Source organism: Streptomyces sp. NPDC051664 (assembly GCF_044453545.1).
Lineage (GTDB): Bacteria > Actinomycetota > Actinomycetes > Streptomycetales > Streptomycetaceae > Streptomyces.
In genome coordinates, this window is record NZ_JBITCU010000015.1 from 67,250 (window position 1) to 87,712 (window position 20,463).

Genomic DNA, 20,463 nt, shown 5'->3' on the forward strand with positions numbered 1-20,463 from the left:
TGACGTTAGGGCGCGTCTTGGTGCATTAACAAGACGTTGACATGTGAGCAATACGAGCAAAACCCCAGGTCAATGGCCAGGTGGGGTGCTCGGCGCCACCGCGACGGGGATGCCGTTGAGGACGGCGGTGCCGGACAGCGGGTCGAGCAGGGTGCCGTCGAGGAGCTGGTTGACGTTGACTCCTGGGGCGGCGGACGCGACGGACGTCCGGGTGCCGGGCCGGTCGTGTCCCCATCCGTGCGGGAGGCTCACCACTCCGGCCCGGATGCCCTCGGTGATCTCCACGGGTGCGGTCAGTGCGCCGCCGGCCGCGGTGATCGTGGCGGGGGTACCGTCCGCGAGTCCGAGCCGGGCCGCGTCGGCCGGGTGCATCTGGAGGGTGCAGACATTCGAGCCGCCACCGAGCGAGGCGACGTTGTGCATCCAGCTGTTGTTGGAGCGCAGATGGCGGCGGCCGACGAGGACGAGCGAGTCGGCTCCCGGCCGGTCGGCGAGCGCGGTGCGGAGCCTCGGCAGGTCGGCGGCGATCGCCGCGGGGAGGAGCTCGATGCGCCCGCTGCGGGTGGTCAGGACCTGCGGGATGCGGGGCCGGAGCGGGCCGAGATCGATGCCGTGGGGATGGGCGAGGAGCCGGTCCAGGGTGAGGCCGCCGGGGTCGACGCCGAAGCCTTCGCCGTACGGGCCGAGGCGGAGCATCAGGTCGAGGCGGCGTTCCGGCCCGGTGCGGCCGGTGAGCGCGGCGGCGAGTTCGGCGGGGGTGCGGCCGTGCACGGGCGAAAGAGGATCGGCGACGGCCTTGGTCAGCGCCCGGTCGATGATCATGGCGTCCACGGCGGCCACGGCGGACCGGTCGGCTCCGCGCATCCCGGAGACGGCGAGGACGAGCCGGGCGAGGATCTCGCTCTCGTCGAGGAGGCCGTCGTCGAGCGGGACGGCGGGGCGGGTGTAGCGGACCTGGTTGCGTACGGCGAGTGCGTTGAACGCGAAGTCGAAATGGGCGCTCTGCGACGGCGGCGGCGGGGGCAGCACCACATGGGCGTGGCGCGAGGTCTCGTTGAGGTACGGGTCGACGCTGACCATGAAGTCCAGCCCGGCCAGGGCCCGGTCCAGACGGTCGCCGTCGGGTGCGGAGAGCACGGGGTTGGCGGCGAGGACGATCAGGGCGCGGATCCGGTCGTCCCCAGGGGTCTCGATCTCCTCGGCGAGTGCGGCGACGGGCAGTTCGCCCTTGGCCTCGGGGTGCCCGGAGACCCGGCTCGTCCAGCGTCCGAGGGCGAAGCCCTTGCCGGGGGCGGCGGGCCTGGGGGCGCGGGCGGTGGCGGAGAGCGGGAAGAGGGCGCCACCGGGGCGGTCGAGGTTGCCGGTGAGGATGTTGAGGACGTCGACGAGCCAGCTGGCGAGGGTGCCGTGCGCCACGGTGCAGCTGCCGATGCGCCCGTAGACGGCGGCGGTGGGGGCGGCGGCCAGCTCCCGGGCGATCGCACGGATGGTCGCGGCGTCCACGTCGCACGCCCCGGCGACCGCCTCGGGGGTGAACTCCCGCACGGCATCGGCTACTTCGTCGAGCCCTTCGAGATGGTCGGTGAGCGTACCGGGGTCGGTCAGCTTCTCTTCGAAGAGTACGTGGGTGAGCGCGGCGAGCAGGAGTGCGTCGGCGCCGGGTCGGATGGCGACATGCCGGTCGGCGAGGCGGGCGGTCCGGGTGCGGCGGGGGTCGACGACGGTGAGGGTGCCGCCGCGACGACGCAGCGCCTTGAGCCTGCCGGGGAAGTCGGGAGCCGTGCAGAGGCTGCCGTTGGATTCGAGCGGGTTGGCGCCGAGGAGCAGCAGATGGTCGGTGCGGTCGATGTCCGGCACCGGGATGGTGTTGGGGTCACCGAAGAGCAGTCCGCTGGAGACGTGTTTGGGCATCTGGTCGAGGGTGCTCGCGGTGAAGAGGGCCCGGGTACGGAGCGTGGCGAGCAGGGTGGACGGATAGAGCGCGCCGGCCATGGTGTGCACGTTCGGGTTGCCGAGGACGACACCGACGGACTGTTGCCCGTGCTGCTCCGTCAGTGCGGGCAGGGCTGCCGCGATCGCGTCGAACGCCTCGCTCCAACTGGCCTCCTGCAGCACGCCGTCCTTGCGGACGAGGGGGGTGCGGAGCCGGTCGGGGTCGGCGTCGAGCCCGCCGAAGGACGCGCCCTTGGGGCAGATGAAGCCCCGGCTGAAGGCGTCGTCCCGGTCGCCGCGGGCGCCGGTGACCCGTGTCCCCTCGATGGTGAGGGTGAGTCCGCAGGTGGCTTCGCACAGGGGGCAGATGCGCAGGGCGGTGCGGGACTCGCGGGAACTGCTGGAGTCGTGCGGCATGGGCCCTCCCCGGGGCGGCAACAGCGGAGACGCGGGCAAGCACGGCCGAGCATACCGACCGGTACGCATGGTGGGGAGGTGTTGTCGCGGCGATGTTGCCGGGCGGGGGATCTCGTCGGACTTCCGCGAACCGGGGTGCGGCGCGGTGCGGTGCCGTGCGGTGGGTTGCCCTGCCGTGGGGTGCCGTGCGGCGTCGGATTCAGTCCAGGACCCGGGCCAGGTACGCCTGGATCAGGACGCGGGTCTCGGCGACGATGGCGTGATCGCCCGACGGCTCGGTACGGAAGGCGAGTTGGAGGAGCGCGTCGGCGGCTTCGACGCAGACCAGGATGGTCCGGAGCAGATCTTCGTCAGGGGTGCGCCCCAGATGGCCGGAGAGCAGGTGGGTCAGCCGGTCCGCGACGCGGTGGTTGGCGTCGGAGGCCGGGTCGTCCACGGGGGCCGGAGCGCTGAAGTCGACGAGCGCGAAGCCGGGAACGGAGCGCTTCATCTCGAGGTATTCGTCGAGCACGGCGTCGATGGCGCTGCGCCAGTCGGCCGCCGGGATGGTGGCCAGGCGGCCGGTGATGCGCTCCGCGTAACTGTCCAGGTTGCGCCGGGCCAGGGCGTCGGCGAGGGCGCGCTTGTTGGAGAAGAACCGGTAGACGGATCCGATCGGGACTTCCGCGCGTGCCGCGACGGCCCGGGTGGAGAGCTGCTCGTAACCGTTCTCGTCGAGGAGTTCGGCGCAGGCGTCGAGTATCCGGGAGAGGCGTTCGGCACTGCGCTGCTGCACGGGGGCGCGGCGGAGGTTCGTATTCGCATGGGGCACGGGCTCCATGATGCCGTGGCTCTCCTCTGCGGGACGGGCGGGTGCGCACCTGCGGTCAGGCCAGCAGCAGGGTCAGTCCGCCGATGGTGTACGCGATCATCAGGGCCAGCAGGGGGAGTTGCCCCACGACGACGCGAGCGGGCGGGAAGAGGCGGACGGACCGGTCGTGGGCGGCGACGACGCCGAGGACGTACCCGATGACGATCGCGGCGACCTTGAGCGTGGCGATGCCGCCGGGGACCAGGGGCGGTTCGGGCGGGACCGGGTTGTCAAGACGTCGTCGATGACCAAACTTCCTGGACCAGCGCGTGCAGCAGGTTGAAGCTAATGCGCCGGGCACCCGGGCAATTCCGGGGCCGGGCATCCGTGCAGCTTCTCCCCCGGCATCATCAGCCACCAGGCATGGAGAAGGTTCCACATCGCCCGGGCGGCATGCGCCTGCTCATCAATCTTGAAAGACAGGACAGCAGGTAGCACGAGCCGGGCCTTGTGCCCGAACTGCCGTTTCCCCACGACCTGCTCGCTCATGAACGCGAAGCCAGCACCCACCATCGACACCCCATCCAACCTGAACAACAATGCACGAGTTTGCCTCCACACCACCCACGACCGGCACATTTACATACTCATTACCACCAGGAATCTTCGAGTAGCGATCACTGCCTCCATGCCGACGCGATACGCAGTGACCTCGCAGGGCTCCCAGCCCAGCAAGAGAGAAGTCTTCGTGTCCACGACATGTGCGGGAGAGTAGAGCATTGTTCAACTTTTGGAACCCCCTCGTGCGCTATGGACCAGAGGATTTCCGGCACGACCTCACCCCGGATCCGCGGCGCGCCACCGCCCCGCCCCGTTGACGTGCCCCGATCTGATTCCTACGGTGGCCCATAGGATTTCTTCGGCACCGGGAGCGCGGCATGGGCGGCACCAGCGGCATCGAGCAGGCGAGGAAGACGGCGGAAGCGCTTGCGCACTCCCCCGGTTTCGGCAATGAGCACAACTCCGAGGCGGTCCCGGGGGCGCTGCCGCACGGCCGTAACTCGCCGCAGCGAGCGCCCCTCGGGCTCTACGCCGAGCAGCTCAGCGGCTCGGCCTTCACCGAACCGCGCGCCCATAACCGCCGTTCATGGCTCTACCGGATCCGCCCCTCGGCCGCCCACCCGCCGTTCGTCCGGATCGACAACGGCGCGGTGCGCACCGCCCCCTTCACCGAGTCCGTCCCCGATCCGAACCGGCTGCGCTGGGACCCGCTCCCCGAGCCCGCGCCCGGTACGGACTTCCTGGCAGGCCTGTGGACCCTCGGCGGCAACGGCGACGTCACCCAGCGCACAGGCATGGCGGTGCATCTCTACCACGCCAACACGGCGATGACCGACCGGGTGTTCAGCGACTCGGACGGCGAGCTGCTGATCGTCCCTGAGCGCGGCGGCCTGCTGCTCCGTACCGAACTGGGCCTGCTGCGCGCCGACCCCGGCCACATCGCACTGATCCCCCGCGGCGTCCGCTTCCGCGTGGAACTCCTCGACGACTCCGCCCGCGGCTATGTCTGCGAGAACTACGGTCAGCCGTTCGCGCTACCCGACCTCGGACCGATCGGCGCCAACGGCCTTGCCAACGCCCGGGACTTCCTCGCCCCCGTCGCCGCGTACGAGGACGAGGACCGCCCGGTCCAGGTGATCAACAAGTTCTGCGGCAACCTCTGGTCCGCGACGTACGACCACTCGCCGCTCGATGTGGTCGCCTGGCACGGCAACCACACCCCGTACGTCTACGACCTGCACCGCTTCAATGTCATCGGTTCCATCAGCTACGACCACCCCGACCCGTCGATCTTCACTGTGCTGACCTCGCCGTCCGACACCCCCGGTCTGGCCGGTGTGGACTTCGTCGTCTTCGCGCCGCGCTGGCTGGTCGGCGAGGACACGTTCCGGCCGCCGTACTTCCACCGCAATGTGATGAGCGAGTACATGGGGCTGATCGAGGGCGCCTACGACGCGAAGACGGCCGGCAAGGGCGGCTTCGTGCCGGGCGGCGGTTCGCTCCACAACATGATGTCGGCGCACGGACCGGACCGGGAGACCTTCGACCGGGCGAGCGCTGCGGAGCTGAAGCCGCAGAAGATCGACGACGGTCTTGCCTTCATGTTCGAGACCCGCTGGCCGGTCACGGCGACCGGGCAGGCGGCAACCGCCGACCATCTGCAGCGCGGGTACGACGACGTGTGGCAGGGTCTCGAACGCAACTTCCGGCCATAGGCGAAGGCCGCCCCTTCCAGCCCCGCTCGTCGCGTCCGCAGTGTCGCAGTACGGAGAGTCCAGGTGACCCAGGTGCCTCAACTGCCCCAGACACCCCGGGTGACGGCCTTCGCCCCCGACTCGCTGGTACTGAACCGCAAACTGCCGCTGTGGTATCAGGTCTCGCAGTCCCTGCGCGCCTCCATACTCGGCCGCGCCCAGGACGCCTCGCTGCGGCTGCCGACCGAGGAACAGCTCGCCGCGCACTACGGCGTCAGCGTCCTCACGATGCGGCAGGCGCTCAAGGAGCTGGAGACGGAGGGGCTGATCAGCAGACACCGGCGGCGCGGCACCTTCATCGAGCCGCGCGCCCGGCGGGTGTCGCCGGTGCGGCTGCTCGGCTCGATCGATGCGATCGTCGCCCAGCAGTCGGGCGAGCGGACCACGGTTCTCGGCCATGGTCCGCTGGCACTGACGGGCGATCTCGTGGAGTACTTCCCGGAGTGCCCGGAGGTGGTCGGCTACCGGCGGCTGCGCTGTGACGGCGACAGCGGTGAGCCCACCAACTGGGCGGAGAACGCCGTGCATCCCGAGGTCGCGGCCCGGCTCGATGCCGCCGATCTCGAACGCTGGCCGATGACGAAGGTGCTGCGCGACCGCGTCGGCGTCCGGATCTCGAAGATCACGGACACGGTCGAGGCACGGCTCGCCGACCCGGCCACCGCCGAGCTCCTCCAGGTCCCGCTGCTCAGCCCGATCCTCTTCTACACGGGGGTGACGTACGACGAGAGCGGCCGGGTGGTGGATGTGGCGCAGATCCGGTACCGGGGTGACCGGTTCTCCTTCTCGGTGACGGTGGAAGCGCACTGACCGGCCACCCTCCCGCGTCACGCCGTTACGATGCCGGGGGCGGGCAGACGTGGCGACGGGGAGGACGACACGGTGGCAGCACGGGCGGGCGCCGGAGCCGGCGGGGACGACGACATCCCATTGCTCGACGACCTCATGCCATGGTCCGTACGACCCCTGCGCACCGGGCGCCAGTGGGTGACGGCTCCGGACACCGCTTCCCTCAAGGCCCGTTGGGCGCGGCTGGTGAGCGCCGAGGGAGCCGAGCGCGAACGGCTCTTCAGGCCCACCCGTTCCCGTAGCCCGCAGACTCCGGTCGCGGCGTTGCCCGGACAGTCCGGCTCCACCGCCCGGTTCGCCCGGGAGTCCGGCCCGTGCCCCGAGCCGGTACGGATCCTGCACGGCCCGTTCGACGAGCAGTGGCTGATCCCCGACCACCGGCTGATAGACGCCGCCCGCCCGGAGCTGTGGCGGGTCGCCGACGGCCACCAGCTCTTCGCCGTCGAGCACGGGTACGTCCCGCAGGACGCCGGTCCCGCCCTGTCCGTGACGGCACTGCTGCCCGACGGCCACTCCCCGGCGGGCCGCCCCGGCCGGATCCGGCCGCTCTACCGGCGGCCCGGTGGACTGGAACCCAATCTGGCGCCCGCTCTGCTCGGGCTGCTGCGTGCCCGGCACGGGGACACGGTCACCGCGGAGTCCGTGCTGGCGTGGATCGTCACGGCGGCCCGCCACTCTCCCGCCGGGTGTGTCGTACCGCTGCCCGCCGACACCGCACGCTGGTGGGCCGGGGTGGAGCTGGGCCTGGAGCTGCTGCGGCTGCAGCTGCGCGGTGCCCGTGGCGGGGAGCGCCCCCGGCTGCCCGGCGGGCGGCGCCCCTATGTGCGGGCCGCGGTACCGGCCGCGCCGGGCACGCTGGAGTACGACCCCGGTGACGAGGCGCTCCTGCTGGGTACCGGACGCATTTCGCCGGTACCGGCGGGGGCCTGGGAGTTCCGGGTGGGCGGGGTGCGGATGCTGGAGCTGTGGTTCGAGCGGCGGGCCTCGTCGGACGGGGCGGACGGGCTGGAGGCGATACGGCCCCGGGGCTGGCCCCAGGAGTGGACCTCGGAGCTGCTGGAACTGATCACCGTGCTGGCACTGATCACCGAACTCCGGCCCCGGCAGCTGGCGTTGACCGACGGCCCGCAGCTCACCACCGGTGAACTGCGGGCGGCCGGTGTCCTGCCGGTCGCGGCGACGGCCCGCCGGCCCGCGTCGGTGCTCGACCATCAGGAGGAGGGGCCGGACGGGCAGTTCGCGCTGCTGTGACGGCATCGGGGCGCATGCGCGCTACCGGTCGAACGAGTCCAGTACCCGGTGCAGCGCCCGGTCGAAGACGCCGTCCAGATCGATCGGCCCGGGGTCCTCGGCGAATCCCGCCGCCATCCGCGGATACTTCCCGGTCGCGATCTGGCTGATCAGATAGCCGGTGCGCGCGGCGTGCTCCTGTTCCTCGGACCAGGGCAGCGACCGACTGCGCTCCGCCGTGGCGATCTCGTTGGCCACATAGGTGGTCACCACGCCGTTGACCATGGCGATGAGTTCCATCTTCTCGCCGAACCGTGCGTCGACCCCGTCCAGGCAGCTGAGTGTGTACTCCAGATACCGCAGCGCGTTCGGGCTGAAGCCGTACACGGGTGACATGAGCCGCGGCACCCAGGTGTGGCGGTGCATCATCTCGCGGGCCTGATGGGCCAGCGCGATGAGATCGGCGCGCCAGTCGCCGGACGGCTCCGGGAACTCGTACCCGCCGCTGACCGCGTCGAGCATCAGCTCGTACAGGTCCTCCTTGCGGGGCACGTAGTTGTAGAGCGACATCGTGCCGCAGCCGAGCTCCGACGCGACCTTCCGCATGGACACCGCGTCGAAGCCCTCCGCATCGGCGATACGGACGGCGGCTGCCGCGATGTCGGCGCGGCTGAACGCGGGCCTGGGGCCACGGCCCGCACGCTCGGGGCGCGCCCAGATCACTTCGGGTACAGCGGGTCGCCCCACCATCGATCATCACCTCGTTCACCATCCTAGTTACGTACACCGTACGTAGTGCGATACGGTGGGCCGCATGACAACTACGTACGCTGTACTTAGTGAAGGTCTGGAGAAGCACTACGGCGATGTCCATGCGCTGCGCGGGCTCGATCTCGCTGTCGCCGAGGGCGCCGTCTGCGGAGTGTTGGGGCCGAACGGCGCGGGCAAGACCACCGCCGTCCGGGTGCTCACCACGTTGACCGCCCCGGACAGCGGCAGCGCCAGGGTCGCGGGGCACGACGTGGTGCGCGAGGCGGCCTCGGTACGCGCGGCGATCGGCGTCACCGGGCAGAACGCCTCGGTCGACGGCGAGCTCACCGGCCGGCAGAACCTGCGGCTCTTCGCCAAGCTCCTACGGTTCCGCGGCGAGGCCGCGCGCATCCGCGCCGACGAACTCCTGGAACGCTTCGAGCTGACCGACGCCGCGGACCGCCCGGCCCGCACGTACTCGGGCGGCATGCACCGCCGCCTCGACCTCGCCGCCAGCCTGCTGACCCGGCCGAGGGTGCTCTTCCTGGACGAGCCGACCACCGGACTCGACCCGCACAGCCGCAACCAGATCTGGGCGGCGGTACGCGAACTGGCCGGCCGGGGCACGACCGTCCTGCTCACCACGCAGTATCTGGAGGAGGCCGATCAGCTGGCCGACGACATCGTGCTGATCGACCGGGGCCGGACCGCCCACCGCGGCACCCCCGCCGAGCTGAAGGCCCTCATCGGTTCGTACGCCGAGGTGGTCGTCCCCCAGGCATCGGCGCTCATCCCGGCAGCGGCCGTCCTCGACCAGCTCACCGGCGCCGAACCGGTGCTCGACCATGAGCGCCGCACCGTGGGCGCCGTCGCGACCGACGCCACGCTCACCCTCCCCCGTATCGTCCGCGAACTCGACGCGGCCGGCGTACCGCTGATCGATGCGAGCCTGCGCCCGCCGACGCTCGACGAGGTCTTCCTCCGCCTGACCGGCCGCGGCGACGGCCGCACCTCCCCGCCCCTGAAGGAGACGGCAGCATGAGCAGCACCGTACTGGCCCATGAGCAGCGCACCGGACCCGCCACGAGCACCCCGATCGCCGACAGCCTGGCCGTGCTGGGCCGCCATCTGCAGCGGATCAAAGCAGCCCCGGGGGTGGTGATCCTGACCCAGACCATGCCGATCACGATGCTGCTGTTCTTCGGCTACGTGTTCGGCAGCGCCCTGGCCATGCCCGGCCAGGAGTACCGCGCGTTCCTGGTGCCGGGTCTGCTCGCGTCGACGGCGGCCAACGGCATCATGACCGGGATGTTCCAGTCCGCGCAGGACTGCCACCGCGGGGTGATGGACCGGTTCCGCACACTGCCGATGAGCCGGCCCGCCGTACCCTTCGGCCAGACCGCCGCCGATCTGCTGACCACGGCCATCGGCATGGTCCCGCTGATCCTGGTCGGACTCGCGGTCGGCTGGCGGATCGAGGGCGGCCCGCTCGCCGCTCTCGGCGCCTTCGGGCTGCTGCTGCTCCTCCGGTTCGCCACCTCGTGGATGGGCTGCTGGCTGGGCCTGCTGATCCGCAACGAGGAGGCGGCCGGCCAACTGGGCAGTGCCACTTTCGTCCTGCCGCTGCTGTCCAGTGCGTACATCCCGACCGACAACCTGCCGGGCTGGCTGCGGACGGTCGCGGAGTGGAACCCGATCAGCGCCATGGCCGCCGCCACCCGCGACCTGTTCGGCAACGCATCACCGCCCGCCGACGCCGCCTGGCCGGTCACCCACCCGGTGGCGGGCACACTCGCCTGGTCGGCGGTGCTGCTCGCGGTCTTCGTACCGCTGGCCGTACGGCGCCATGCGCGCGGCGGCGAGTGACCCGGGCCGGCTCCGGCGGCCCTGAGCGCCGTTCCCGCCGCCGGGCAGGCGTCACCCGGTGCCGTGGCACCGGGGCATGCTGCGCACCCGCCCCGGCGCCCGCCCGCTACTTCTGCGGTGTCAGCTCCGGTCCCAGCGAGGAGAACTTCTCGTGCGAGACGACCCGCTTCGGCGGCCAGGTGATGTTGTTCGGCGGCCACTTCTGTCCGGTCTTCTTCAGGAACCAGGCCGGCGGCTCGTACATCGGCGGCTCATAGCCTTCCGGCAGCGCCGTCTTCCACTCCAGCCCCTTGGTGCGTTCCGCGAACTCGGCCTTGATCGCCTTCAGCCGCTCCGGCTGCGTGATCAGATCGACCGCGGTCGCCGCCAGATACTTCGCCGCCGCGAGCACCGCCCCCTGACCGGGAGCGGCGGCCGCGCACGCGGCCGTGGACCAGGTGTGCATCTTGGTGCCGATCGGGGCCAGGGCCGCGCCCATCGACACGGTCGGCACATTCCAGCTGATGTCCGCGACATCGGTCGAACCGCCGCCCATGAAGACCGGGTTGGGCGGGGTGAGCGCGCCGACCTTGTCGTGCATGCCGGCGGCCGGCAGTCCGAGTGACTCCTGGAGTTCCTTCGCCAACGCGTGCGCCTCGTCGGTGAACGCGGGCGGACCGATCTGCGTCATGTTCTCGTGCAGCAGTTCGGCGAAGGACTTCGACGGCAGCTGGTTCCAGCAGGCCGAGGTGATCCGGTGTCCGACCGTGGTCTGGCTGGCCTTCGCCGCCGCTTCGGAGACCGCGATCACCTTGTCGAGCAGCACCTGGACGCGGGCCGGGCTGCCTTCGCGTACGTAGTACGAGATCTCGGCGATCTCCGGGGTGACATTGGGGATGTCACCACCGTTGTTGATCACCCAGTGGAGCCGGCCCGACGGGGCGAGGTTCTCCTCGCGCAGGAACTCCGACATCGTCGCCATCATCACGGCGGCGTCCAGCGCGCTCTTGTTGCCGAGCGGGGTGCCGCCGTGTCCGGCGACCCCGAGGAAGGTGAACGTCACTGCCGTCATCGCGGTGGTGGTGCCCCAGCCGGTGGCGTTGGCCGTGGACGGATGCCAGTCCAGGAAGGCGTCCAGGCCGTCGTACACGCCCTTGCTGACCGCGTACGTCTTGCCGATCAGTGCCTCCTCGGCCGTCGAGCCGAAGAACTTCACGGTGACCGGAAGCCGGTGCTTCGTCGCGGCCTGGGCGACGGCTGCCGCGGCGGCCGCCGCGGCCGTTCCCAGCGCACTGTGACCGCAACCGTGTCCGGGGCCGTAACCGGGCGCGAACGGGTCGTGGATGTACTCGCGCGGGTCGTGGTGGCCGACCCCCTTGTTCTGCGAGAGGCCGGGCAGCGCGTCGTACTCCCCGCTGAAGCCGAGGACCGGGCCGCCGCTGCCGTGGCGGAACGTGGCGGTGAACGCGGTCGGGAAGCCCGCGGTGCCGAACTCGACGTCGAAGCCCGCCTTCTCCAGGAATCCGGCCTCGGCCAGTGAGGAGTTCCACTCGCGCAGGCTGAGCTCGGCGTGGTCCCAGATCTCCGCGTTGAGCCCGGTGATCCGACCGCTGTTGCCATCGATCCAGCCCATCGCCGCCTGCTTGGCCGGGCTGTCCTGCGCCAGCCCCTTCGGCGCCTCGTAACCGTCGTCCGTCGTGGCGTCGGCCGCCTCGGAGGCCGCGGCCATCGCCGGGTCGGCGTCGGCCGCCATCACTGCGGTGGTCACCCCTGCCGCGCCGAGCATCTGCATGATCCGTCTCCGGCTGAGGACCGGACCGGCCGCCATGGCCGCTTCGTGCGCGTGCTCGTGCTGATCGTGCAGGTCACACATGTACGCCTCCGGGGGTGAGGTGCCGTGTACGTGCCAAACGATCAGCACCCTGGCCCTGGAAGTTTTCGACGTCAACATCTCGTGATGAAAAAGTTGTTACGTACACGGGCCCCCACGCACCCCCATCCGCCCGTACGACGCACGGCGGGTGTGGCACCGGCGCGGCGAACAGGCGCCGAGGCTCATGGAGTTGACAGGCGATCCAGGCATGGGCGCACCGTGCTGCCACCGATCACGATGCCGGGACGGGGCGGCACCGTGGGCGGAAGCCGGGGATGGGGACCGAACCGGCGCTCGGCGAGCACACCGAAGCGCTGCTGCGGGCCGCGGGGATGACGGACGAGCAGGGAGCAGCGCTGCGCCGGGACGGTGTGATCGCCTGAGCGGCCCGAGCGGTGGGCCGGATCAGTCAGGGGCCGGATCGGTGGTGACGGGCCGTCGGGTCAGTGGCGGCCACCGAAGAGCGAGCGTCGCAGTCGCCGCAGCGGCGCGAAGAGCGAGACACGCGCGCTCTTGCTCCGGCGGGTGTGCGCGGCGTCGCGCGAGGTGAGCTCGAGCATCAGCATCGTCGCTTCCGCGGTCTCGCGCTGCGGGACGGCGGGACCGCCGAGCACTGCGAGATGGCGGTCGAGGCGCGAACTGGTCGCACTGCTCCCACATGTGATGGCAGGCACACGCGGCCTGCTGCGCATCGCTATCTGTTCCATGTCACTCCCCACCCGTACGAGGGCACCCGGCCCGGGCAGGTTAACCCTATCCCCCCACTATGACACTCGTGTATCCCGGTCGTCGGATTGAGCACACACATACGGAGGTTGACGATCGGGTCCATAATTCGCTCCATTCCAGGGCGAGTTGGACAGATCGGGAGCGGTTGCACCGCAGCGGCGGATTGTTGCGCAAGGGGGTCTGGAACGGGCCGGTCTGAGCTAGCGTGGAGAGGTTTCCGCCGTGCTGCCGCCACTCCTGCGGATGGGGGATCACCGTGAGCGAAGTGCCGGGCGACGACCGACTGATCGCGGGCCGCTACCGCCTGCTGGGGCCCCTCGGCCAGGGCGGGATGGGGGTCGTGTGGCGGGCGCGCGACGAGGTGCTGGGGCGCGAGGTCGCCGTGAAGGAGGTCCGCGCTCCGTCGGGGCTCGCCTCCTCCGACGTACAAAGGCTGTACGCGCGCCTGGAGCGGGAGGCGTGGGCGGCGGCCCGGGTCTCGCACCGCAATGTGGTGACCGTCTACGACGTGGCGACCGAGGACTCCCGCCCGTGGATCGTGATGGAGCTGATCCGGGGGCTCGCGCTCTCCGAAGTGCTGGACGCCGAGGGGCCGATGACCCCTCAGCGCGCCGCGCGCGTCGGCGCGGAGGTGCTGGCCGCGCTGCGCAGCGCCCATGCCTCCGGGGTGCTGCACCGTGATGTGAAGCCCGGCAATGTGCTCCTCGCCAACGACGGGCGGGTGGTGCTGACGGACTTCGGTATCGCCATGGTCGAGGGGACGTCCGCGCTCACCATGACGGGCGAGCTGATCGGGTCGCCGGAGTTCCTCGCGCCGGAGCGCGCGCTGGGGCGCACGCCGGGGCCCGAGTCGGATCTGTGGTCGCTCGGAGTGCTTCTGTACGCCGCGACCGAGGGCAATTCGCCGTTCCGTCAGAGCACACCGCTCAACACCCTCCGGGCGGTGGTCGACGAAGAGCTGCCGCCGCCCCGGCGGGCCGGCCCGCTCGGCCCGGTCGTCGAGGGGCTGTTGCGCAAGGATCCCGCCGAGCGGCTCTCCGCCGAACAGGCCGAGCACCAGCTGCGCATCATCGCGGCGGGCGGGGCGCTGCGCACCACCGGGGCGGGTACGCCGGATCCGTACGGTCCGACGACGACGGCCGGCACCATCACACCCCGGGCACCTCTTCCCGCACCCCTGCCGCCCTCCCCGGACCTGTCCACGACGGCCGAAGTCGCCCCCGCCGGGCCGCCGCGCCGGGCGGTCGCGCTGCTCGCCGTGGGCGTGGCGGTGCTGCTGCTGGCGGTCGGCGGGATCATCTGGACGCTCGCGGACCGGGGCGGCGACGGCGACACGGGAGGTGCCACGGGAAGCGGCCCGGGTGCGACCAGCAGCGCTCCGCACACGACGCCCGGCGCGCAGGAGGCGCCCGGACCCGCCGGAGCGCAGGGCGGCAGCAGCTCCACCGGCGACGGCGACACCGCGGGCAAGGCCGTAGGCGGCGGGAGCAGCCACAGCAGTACGAGCAAGCCGCCGCCGCAGACCGTGACGGTGTATCTCACCTCGGTGCGCGGCAGTTACGAGGGCAGCTGTCCTCCCCCGCACGCATCGGCGCCTGCGGTCGAGGCGACCGTCACGGTGGGGCGTACGCCGGCGGAGGTCGAGTACCGGTGGGTGCTGAAGGACGGCACGAGTTCCGACCCCGGCTGGCAGTCGCTGTCCTTCGGTTCCGGCGACGGGCGCGCGAAGCAGCTGTCGCACACGGAACTGACGTACCAACAGGACACCACGTACCACGGAACGATCACGCTGGAGGTCAGGAGTCCGGTGGTGGTCACCTCGAACGGGGTGGAGTTCTCGGTGACCTGCCGGACGGAGACCCCGTCGAGCGGGGTCTCCTACCCGGCGGAGGACTGACCCGGGCGGTCCGCCCGGGTCAGGCGGCGGAGCTGAAGGCGGGCAGGTAGCCGCCCGACTGTCCGGCGGCGGTGGGGTGGTACGACTCACCGATGTCGAGCCAGTTGACGCTGTGCAGCCATGCGCTTCCCGAGCAGATCTCGTGCCCGGCGAACCTCCCGGCGACATCGCTGAAGGTGAAGCCGTGGTCGGCAGCACGCTTGGCGGTTGCCGCGTTGAGGTAGTCGGACGCGCTGTTGATGGCGGAGCGCTCGGTCTCGCTCAGACCGGCGATGCAACTGCCGCCGAGCTTGTAGAAGCGGGGGTAGCCGAGGACGACGACACGGGCGGACGGCGCCTTGGACCTGATCGCCGTGTACACCGAGTCGAGCTTGCCGGGCAGGGTGGTGTCGACGTAGCTGCGGGCTGTGGCGATCCGGCTGAGGCAGGTGGACTCCGACTGGAGCACACAGGTGGTCATGACATCGGCGAAGCCTGCGTCATTGCCGCCGATGGAGATCGAGACGAGGTCGGTCGAGGAGCTGAGCGGGGAGAGCTGTCCAGCCGTCACATCGTCGGTGCGGGCACCCGAGCAGGCGGTGAAGGCGAACGACGAGGGCGAGTTGGCGTTCGCCCAGAGGGCGGGGTAGGCCTTGGTGCTGCGCTTGCAGTCACCACTGGCACTGTCGTAGCTGCCGGACCCGACCCCCGAGGAGTACGAGTCGCCGAGGGCGACGTAGTCGACGGCCTGGACGGACGATGCGGCGTTCGCGGTGGCTGCCCCGGTCAGGGCGAGTACGGCACCTAGCAGAAGCGAGGACGAGAACGCCACAAGTCTGGACATTTTCATGGAACCTCCCTTGGACCGAACTGGCAGGATCTCTGCCTACTCAGTGGTAGCAGCAGCACCGCCGGTCCGGAAGTGTCCATGCCAAGTCGATCGGATGAGCGCTTCCTGACGGCCTCCTGAGGTCCCGTCACACCGGAATCCGGCATTCTGTGCACCGGTGGACAAAGCCGCTGCCGCGGAGTGAACGGCCCATGTGCGGGCCGGTTGACGGGAGGTGGCGAAACCTGGGTGCGCCGGGTGCCGCCGTGCCGGATCATGGGCGCCATGTCTGCCAACCCTGAGGACGCTCTGCCGATCCGGCTCACCGTCGACGACAGCGACTCCCCTGCCGACGTCGTCGACGCGCTGTTCCTCGGCCGCTTCGCGACGGGCGAGCAGCCGTACTCGCACAGTTCGTCCCTCGACCGGGTGAAGTCAGGGGCGACGCTGCTGCCCCCCGCCGCCAAGGTGCTGCGCGCAGCCCGCGACGACGACCGCAGCGCCACACTCGCCGAGGGCGACGGCTGGACACTTCTCATCTCGCGGTGGAACCGCGGCGCCGACGTCACCGTCACCGCGACCACCCCCGAGCTGGCGCAGCAGATCCTCGACCAGGCGACGGACGGCGCCCAGGACGAACCGGAACCGCAGCCCGAGAACGTGACGATGGGCTTCTGGTACGTCTCCCCACGCCGCGGCCCGCACCGCACCACCCGGCAGATCGCCGCCGGCACCTGGGACGAGGTGCGCAACAACTACACGGCACCGGTGTCCGATGCCATGGACCGGCTGATGAAGGTGACCCCGGACGACATCGCGGGCCGGCTGCTCCTGCTGCACGGGCCGCCCGGCACCGGCAAGACATCGGCGCTGCGCACGCTGGCTCGGTCCTGGCGGGACTGGTGCCAGGTCGACTGCGTACTCGATCCGGAGCGGCTCTTCAACGACGTCGGATATCTCATGGACATCGCGATCGGCGAGGACGACGGTACGACGAAGGGCCGGTGGCGGCTGCTGCTCCTGGAGGACTGCGACGAACTGATCCGCGGCGAGGCCAAGCACACGGCGGGCCAGGCGCTGTCCCGGCTGCTGAACCTCACCGACGGGCTGCTGGGCCAGGGCCGCAACGTGCTGGTGGGGGTGACGACCAATGAGGACCTGGAACGGCTCCACCCGGCGGTGGTCAGGCCCGGCCGCTGCCTGGCCCGGATCGAGGTCGGCCCACTGAGCCGCCGGGAGGCAGTGGCCTGGCTGGGTACGGAGGAGGGACTCGGCCGGGAGGGCGCGACGCTGGCCGAGCTGTACGCACTGCGGCGCGGCACCGGGCCGGCATCGGTTCCGAAGCAGGACGCGGGGGCGGACGCGGGACTGTACCTCTGAGGTGTTGTCCACGATCGCCGGACAGGCTTGAAATCAGGCCCGTCCGGCAGTCTGGGACAGCCCTTGAGCCCCCCGGCGTCCGGGAACATCCTTCGAGCCCGTCCGGCGCTCGATGACGGAACGGCTACCGGAACGCCGCTCTTCCCCCTGTCACCCCTCGTACGCCACCCGCACCGCATCCTCCACGAGCGACGCCGCCCGGGCGCGGGAAAGCCCGAGCCGCCTCGCCTGCTCCGCGTACTCCCGTGCCGCAGCAGCCGCCTTGCGGTCCGCCGTATCGCCCGCGGCGGCGATGAACGTACCGTTGCGCCCGCGCGTCTCGATCACCCCGTCCGACTCCAGCGCCCGGTACGCCTTGGCGACGGTGTTCGCGGCGAGGCCGAGCTCCTCGGCGAAGCCGCGTACGGTCGGAAGTCTGTAGCCGACGGGCAGTTCGCCGGACCGGGCCAGTTCGGAGATCTGCGTGCGCAGTTGCTCGTACGGGGCGGTGCCGGCGTCCGGATCAATGGCGATCTTCAAGGTCACGAACCGATTCTCCCCCACCGCCGGAAATTGGGAGGCGACCGGGCCGGACCGCCGCGTACCGTCCGGCGCATGACCGTCATCGTGCGCGACTTCCTGCCCACCGACGCCGAGGCCTGGGTACGGGTGCGGCGAGCCGCACTCCCGTACATGGTGACCACGCCCGAGCAGGTCGTCTTCGAGCAGGCGACCGCCCACCCCGACAAGCGGTACCGGCTGCTGATCGCCGAGGAGGACGGAGAGATCATCGGCACCGCGCAGGTCGGTATCGCCTATGACAGCCCGGAACCCGGCCAGGGATTCTGCAATCCCTACACACTCCCCCGCCGGACGGGCCGCGGGGCGGGCTCGCTGCTGGTGCGCACCGCCGAGGAGTATCTGGCCGGTGCGGGGGCCGTCGCCGTCTACACCTGGGTGCTCGACGAACCGGCGAACCGGGTCTTCGCCGAGAAGCGCGGCTATACACCGAGCCGCCCGGCGCACTTCCTCCATCTCGACCTGGCGCACGGCACCCTGCCGTCCCGTCAGGAGCTCCCGGCCGGTGTGGAGCTGCGTACGGCCGCCGACTTCGCCGACGACCCGAGGCCGCTGTTCGAGGCGGACGCCGAGTCCACGGCGGACGAGCCGAGCGACACCCCGGCCGAGCTCGCGGACTACGAGGACTGGCTGCAGCACACGTGGAACAACCCCGGTCTCGACCGGGAGCTCACCTCGGTCGCGGTGGTGGACGACCAGGTGGCGGCGTTCAGCGCGGCGAACACCGACGGTCTGACCCGCTACTGGTCGGGGATGACGGGCACTCGCAGGGCGTACCGCAACCGGGGCCTGGCAAAGCTCGCCAAGAACGACTCTCTGCACCGGGCACGCGCGGCCGGCTACACGGACGCGTACACCGGCAATGACGCGGACAACGGCCCGATGCTGGCGATCAACACATGGTTCGGCTACGGGATCTGCGCCACGGAGGTACGGCATGTACGCAAGCTCGGTTGAGGTCGCTCTGGTCAAGGCGGGCCGGACGAAGATCCGCTACCCGGCGGACGTCGTCCGCGACGACGGCACCCGGGTGACGGTGACGGCCCCGTGGGCCGCGCCGGGCGTGCGCGACTTCGGCTTCGTACGGTTCGAGCCGGGCGATGTCTTCACCGAGCACTACTGGCGCGACCGGTGGTTCGCGGTGAAGGAGGTCCGTACCGGCGGGGGGACACTGAAGGGCTGGTACTGCGACATCACCCGGCCTGCCGTGCTGCGCGACGGGGAACTGCTCGTGGAGGACCTGGATCTCGACCTGTGGGTGTCGGCGGACGGCTCCTCCGTACTGCGACTGGACGAGGACGAGTTCGAGGAGAGCGGCCTGGCCGCACGTGATCCGGCGGCTGCGGATGCCGCCCGTCAGGCGCTGGACGAGCTGGAACGCCTGGCCCTGGCGGGCGGGCTCGCGGAGCTGCTGGCCCCGCCGAGCCCGTCCGGCGACACCCCCTGACGCACCACCAGCTCCACCTCGAACCCCGCCGCGTCCTCCAGATACGCGGCACAGTGCCCTTCGCCGCCCGCATACGGATGGCGGTCCGGGAACATCAGTCGCCAGCCGTGGTCCGGGGCCCGCGCCGCCAATGCGTCCAGCGTGGCCCGGTCCCGGACATGGAACGCCAGATGGTTCAGACCCGGGCGGTGCCGGTCGTGCGGCCCCGGGGTCGGATCGGCCGACTGCTCGATCACCAGATAGCTGTCGCCGCGCCGCCAGCTGCGGCCGCGCTCCCAGCTCTGGTACGGCACATGGCCCAGCTCGCCGAGCAGCCAGCCCCACCTCGCCTCGGCCGCCGCCAGGTCGGGCACCCACAGCTCGATGTGATGCACCCCGCCGGTGCGGGCCCCGGCCGACGGCAGCGGGACCGCGCGGCGGATGCCCTGCGGCTGGTACGCCACGGTGTCGCCGTCCTCGTGCCAGTGGATCAGAAAGCGCTCCCCCGCACGGTATCCGTCCAGCCCCGCACGGCAGTACGCGACGATGTCGTCGGGCAGGGCGTCCAGCGGGAACCAGGCGAGTCCGGAGCACTTCTCCGGTTCACGGTTGTACGGCGGACGGTCCGGGTCGTACTCCGCCTCGAAGAACCAGCCGGTCCGGGGGGCGCCGCCGGGACCGCGGTGCTGCATGACCAGCGCGACCCGCAGCTCGTCCGGGTCCAGTTCGACACCGATCTCCTCGGCGGCCTCGCGGATCATCGCCTCGCGGACGTCCTCGCCGTCCTCCACATGTCCGGACGGGCCGTTGAACAGTCCGTCCGCGTACCCCGTGCCGGAGCGGCGGGCGAGCAGGACGTCGGAGCCGCGGCGGAGGATCAGATGCACGTCGACGACCTCGGTGTGCCGGTGCGGCGGTTCGGCGCGGGCCAGCAGGGCGTAGCGGTCGTCGTCGACGTGCTTGCCCCACAGGTCCGGGTCGTCGGAGAGCCGCTCATGGTGGATGCGCTCGGTGAACGGGGCGAGGAGTCCGGTCAGCTGCTCGGCGGAGAGACCCACCCCGCCCCACACCCCTTCGATCATCAGCAGCCGCCCGCCGGGCCGGAGCAGTCCGAACCAGTGGCGCAGGACCGCCGCGGGGTCGGGCAGCAGCCACACCACATGGCGGACCATGACCACGTCGAACTGCTGCTTCCCGACCGGCGGTCGGGCCGCATCCCCGACCAGCGCCTCGGCGCCCGTCCCGGCGAGCTTGGCCCGCGCCCGCTCGACCATGCGCGGCGACCGGTCGACGGCAGTGACCCGGTGGCCCTGCCCGGCGACGAGCAGGGCCAGACTTCCGGTGCCGCATCCCAGGTCGAGCACATCGGAACGCTCGCCGGGCAGCCAGCTCTCCAGCCGCCGCGCCCATGCGTGCCGGACCACCGGATCGAGCAGCCCGTGGTCGGGCTCCTCGTCGAAGGAGTCGGCGGCGGAGTCCCAGTCGATCGTCGTCATACGCCGATCGTCCCAGCCACCACCGACACAGTCGATCAGCAGACCGACCGCTCGCGGTGGCGGATGGGGGTGCACGCGCTGTCCGCGCGCCGCTCCACCGGCTCGCCCGCGTACGGCTGACGGCGCGGAGCGCAGGCGCCGGGCGGTGTCTTCCTCGAACGAAGAGTC

18 protein-coding genes and 2 pseudogenes are annotated in these 20,463 nt (G+C 71.1%); 10 read left to right on the forward strand and 10 right to left on the reverse strand.

All coding sequences use genetic code 11. The features are described from left to right. Positions 1-69: 69 nt before the first annotated feature. From ACIA8E_RS25795 to ACIA8E_RS25810, 4 genes and pseudogenes are all read right to left on the reverse strand, one after another. Positions 70-2,349, reverse strand: coding sequence for a molybdopterin-dependent oxidoreductase (locus ACIA8E_RS25795; RefSeq protein WP_399301689.1), 2,280 nt, complete (start codon positions 2,347-2,349; stop codon positions 70-72). 199 nt (positions 2,350-2,548) lie between these two features. Then, the gene (locus ACIA8E_RS25800) at positions 2,549-3,169 is read right to left on the reverse strand and encodes a TetR family transcriptional regulator (RefSeq protein WP_399301690.1); all 621 of its coding nucleotides are present in this window, start codon (positions 3,167-3,169) and stop codon (positions 2,549-2,551) included. A 46-nt stretch (positions 3,170-3,215) separates the two neighbouring features. Next, positions 3,216-3,431: pseudogene (locus tag ACIA8E_RS25805) on the reverse strand (hypothetical protein); the annotation flags it as partial. Between the two features lie 53 nt (positions 3,432-3,484). Then, a complete protein-coding gene (locus ACIA8E_RS25810; protein ID WP_399301691.1) occupies positions 3,485-3,688 on the reverse strand; it encodes a hypothetical protein in 204 nt (67 codons plus the stop codon). Between the two features lie 389 nt (positions 3,689-4,077). Between ACIA8E_RS25810 and hmgA the strand changes: the two genes are divergently transcribed. The 3 genes from hmgA to ACIA8E_RS25825 all read left to right on the forward strand — a co-directional run bounded on the left by hmgA (position 4,078) and on the right by ACIA8E_RS25825 (position 7,554). After that, positions 4,078-5,415 carry a homogentisate 1,2-dioxygenase gene (hmgA, locus tag ACIA8E_RS25815; protein ID WP_399301692.1) on the forward strand — a complete coding sequence of 446 codons (1,338 nt, stop codon included), beginning with the start codon at positions 4,078-4,080 and terminating at the stop codon, positions 5,413-5,415. A 63-nt stretch (positions 5,416-5,478) separates the two neighbouring features. Beyond that, complete coding sequence (locus tag ACIA8E_RS25820) at positions 5,479-6,264, forward strand: GntR family transcriptional regulator (RefSeq protein ID WP_399301693.1); 786 nt, start codon at positions 5,479-5,481, stop codon at positions 6,262-6,264. A 72-nt stretch (positions 6,265-6,336) separates the two neighbouring features. Then, complete coding sequence (locus tag ACIA8E_RS25825) at positions 6,337-7,554, forward strand: type ISP restriction/modification enzyme (RefSeq protein ID WP_399301694.1); 1,218 nt, start codon at positions 6,337-6,339, stop codon at positions 7,552-7,554. 21 nt (positions 7,555-7,575) lie between these two features. Here ACIA8E_RS25825 and ACIA8E_RS25830 read toward each other — a convergent pair whose 3' ends face one another. Then, the gene (locus ACIA8E_RS25830; protein WP_399301695.1) at positions 7,576-8,283 is read right to left on the reverse strand and encodes a TetR/AcrR family transcriptional regulator; all 708 of its coding nucleotides are present in this window, start codon (positions 8,281-8,283) and stop codon (positions 7,576-7,578) included. Between the two features lie 64 nt (positions 8,284-8,347). Between ACIA8E_RS25830 and ACIA8E_RS25835 the strand changes: the two genes are divergently transcribed. Next, positions 8,348-9,325 (forward strand): ATP-binding cassette domain-containing protein, encoded by a 978-nt coding sequence (locus ACIA8E_RS25835; RefSeq protein ID WP_399301696.1) that lies wholly within the window; start codon positions 8,348-8,350, stop codon positions 9,323-9,325. Further along, complete coding sequence (locus ACIA8E_RS25840) at positions 9,322-10,149, forward strand: ABC transporter permease (RefSeq protein WP_399301697.1); 828 nt, start codon at positions 9,322-9,324, stop codon at positions 10,147-10,149. Before ACIA8E_RS25835 ends, ACIA8E_RS25840 begins: the two co-directional genes overlap by 4 nt. A 106-nt stretch (positions 10,150-10,255) precedes the next feature. On the opposite strand, the gene ACIA8E_RS25845 is transcribed toward ACIA8E_RS25840, so the two are convergent. Continuing rightward, entirely contained in the window at positions 10,256-12,001 is a 1,746-nt protein-coding gene (locus tag ACIA8E_RS25845; RefSeq protein WP_399301698.1) for an amidohydrolase, read from the reverse strand. Between the two features lie 213 nt (positions 12,002-12,214). Here ACIA8E_RS25845 and ACIA8E_RS25850 point away from each other — a divergent pair. Continuing rightward, positions 12,215-12,384 (forward strand): annotated as a pseudogene (locus tag ACIA8E_RS25850) (CoA transferase); the annotation flags it as partial. 60 nt (positions 12,385-12,444) lie between these two features. Here the strand turns inward: ACIA8E_RS25850 and ACIA8E_RS25855 are convergent. Further along, the gene (locus tag ACIA8E_RS25855) at positions 12,445-12,708 is read right to left on the reverse strand and encodes a hypothetical protein (protein ID WP_399301699.1); all 264 of its coding nucleotides are present in this window, start codon (positions 12,706-12,708) and stop codon (positions 12,445-12,447) included. A 278-nt stretch (positions 12,709-12,986) separates the two neighbouring features. Between ACIA8E_RS25855 and ACIA8E_RS25860 the strand changes: the two genes are divergently transcribed. Then, positions 12,987-14,627, forward strand: a complete 1,641-nt coding sequence (locus ACIA8E_RS25860; protein WP_399301700.1) for a serine/threonine-protein kinase — start codon at positions 12,987-12,989, stop codon at positions 14,625-14,627. A 19-nt stretch (positions 14,628-14,646) separates the two neighbouring features. Here the strand turns inward: ACIA8E_RS25860 and ACIA8E_RS25865 are convergent, their stop codons facing one another. After that, on the reverse strand, positions 14,647-15,456 hold the full coding sequence (locus ACIA8E_RS25865; protein WP_399301701.1) for an SGNH/GDSL hydrolase family protein: 810 nt from the start codon (positions 15,454-15,456) through the stop codon (positions 14,647-14,649). Positions 15,457-15,720: 264 nt separating this feature from the next. Between ACIA8E_RS25865 and ACIA8E_RS25870 the strand changes: the two genes are divergently transcribed. Continuing rightward, positions 15,721-16,815 (forward strand): DUF5925 domain-containing protein, encoded by a 1,095-nt coding sequence (locus tag ACIA8E_RS25870; protein WP_399301702.1) that lies wholly within the window; start codon positions 15,721-15,723, stop codon positions 16,813-16,815. Between the two features lie 150 nt (positions 16,816-16,965). On the opposite strand, the gene ACIA8E_RS25875 is transcribed toward ACIA8E_RS25870, so the two are convergent. Next, positions 16,966-17,340 (reverse strand): GntR family transcriptional regulator, encoded by a 375-nt coding sequence (locus tag ACIA8E_RS25875; RefSeq protein ID WP_389035247.1) that lies wholly within the window; start codon positions 17,338-17,340, stop codon positions 16,966-16,968. A gap of 69 nt (positions 17,341-17,409) precedes the next feature. On the opposite strand from ACIA8E_RS25875, the gene ACIA8E_RS25880 reads away from it, so the two are divergent. Together ACIA8E_RS25880 and ACIA8E_RS25885 are read left to right on the forward strand one after the other, a co-directional pair. Beyond that, complete coding sequence (locus ACIA8E_RS25880; protein WP_399301703.1) at positions 17,410-18,330, forward strand: GNAT family N-acetyltransferase; 921 nt, start codon at positions 17,410-17,412, stop codon at positions 18,328-18,330. Next, a complete protein-coding gene (locus tag ACIA8E_RS25885; RefSeq protein WP_399301704.1) occupies positions 18,311-18,820 on the forward strand; it encodes a DUF402 domain-containing protein in 510 nt (169 codons plus the stop codon). The genes ACIA8E_RS25880 and ACIA8E_RS25885 overlap by 20 nt, the downstream gene beginning before the upstream one ends. Here ACIA8E_RS25885 and ACIA8E_RS25890 read toward each other — a convergent pair. Then, positions 18,730-20,295 (reverse strand): trifunctional class I SAM-dependent methyltransferase/NUDIX hydrolase/VOC family protein, encoded by a 1,566-nt coding sequence (locus ACIA8E_RS25890; RefSeq protein ID WP_399301705.1) that lies wholly within the window; start codon positions 20,293-20,295, stop codon positions 18,730-18,732. The two genes, ACIA8E_RS25885 and ACIA8E_RS25890, sit on opposite strands and share 91 nt — an antisense overlap. Positions 20,296-20,463 lie beyond the last annotated feature (168 nt).

Bases quoted from the DNA above. Each gene is read 5' to 3' on its own strand.
- ACIA8E_RS25865 (WP_399301701.1), bottom strand. From the start codon at position 15,456: ATGAAAATGTCCAGACTTGTGGCGTTCTCGTCCTCGCTTCTGCTAGGT.
- ACIA8E_RS25890 (WP_399301705.1), bottom strand. From the start codon at position 20,295: ATGACGACGATCGACTGGGACTCCGCCGCCGACTCCTTCGACGAGGAG.
- ACIA8E_RS25800 (WP_399301690.1), bottom strand. From the start codon at position 3,169: ATGGAGCCCGTGCCCCATGCGAATACGAACCTCCGCCGCGCCCCCGTG.
- ACIA8E_RS25835 (WP_399301696.1), top strand. From the start codon at position 8,348: ATGACAACTACGTACGCTGTACTTAGTGAAGGTCTGGAGAAGCACTAC.
- ACIA8E_RS25810 (WP_399301691.1), bottom strand. From the start codon at position 3,688: ATGAGCGAGCAGGTCGTGGGGAAACGGCAGTTCGGGCACAAGGCCCGG.
- ACIA8E_RS25880 (WP_399301703.1), top strand. From the start codon at position 17,410: ATGACCGTCATCGTGCGCGACTTCCTGCCCACCGACGCCGAGGCCTGG.
- ACIA8E_RS25795 (WP_399301689.1), bottom strand. From the start codon at position 2,349: ATGCCGCACGACTCCAGCAGTTCCCGCGAGTCCCGCACCGCCCTGCGC.
- ACIA8E_RS25885 (WP_399301704.1), top strand. From the start codon at position 18,311: ATGTACGCAAGCTCGGTTGAGGTCGCTCTGGTCAAGGCGGGCCGGACG.
- ACIA8E_RS25830 (WP_399301695.1), bottom strand. From the start codon at position 8,283: ATGGTGGGGCGACCCGCTGTACCCGAAGTGATCTGGGCGCGCCCCGAG.
- ACIA8E_RS25870 (WP_399301702.1), top strand. From the start codon at position 15,721: ATGTCTGCCAACCCTGAGGACGCTCTGCCGATCCGGCTCACCGTCGAC.
- ACIA8E_RS25845 (WP_399301698.1), bottom strand. From the start codon at position 12,001: ATGTGTGACCTGCACGATCAGCACGAGCACGCGCACGAAGCGGCCATG.
- ACIA8E_RS25840 (WP_399301697.1), top strand. From the start codon at position 9,322: ATGAGCAGCACCGTACTGGCCCATGAGCAGCGCACCGGACCCGCCACG.
- ACIA8E_RS25855 (WP_399301699.1), bottom strand. From the start codon at position 12,708: ATGGAACAGATAGCGATGCGCAGCAGGCCGCGTGTGCCTGCCATCACA.
- hmgA (WP_399301692.1), top strand. From the start codon at position 4,078: ATGGGCGGCACCAGCGGCATCGAGCAGGCGAGGAAGACGGCGGAAGCG.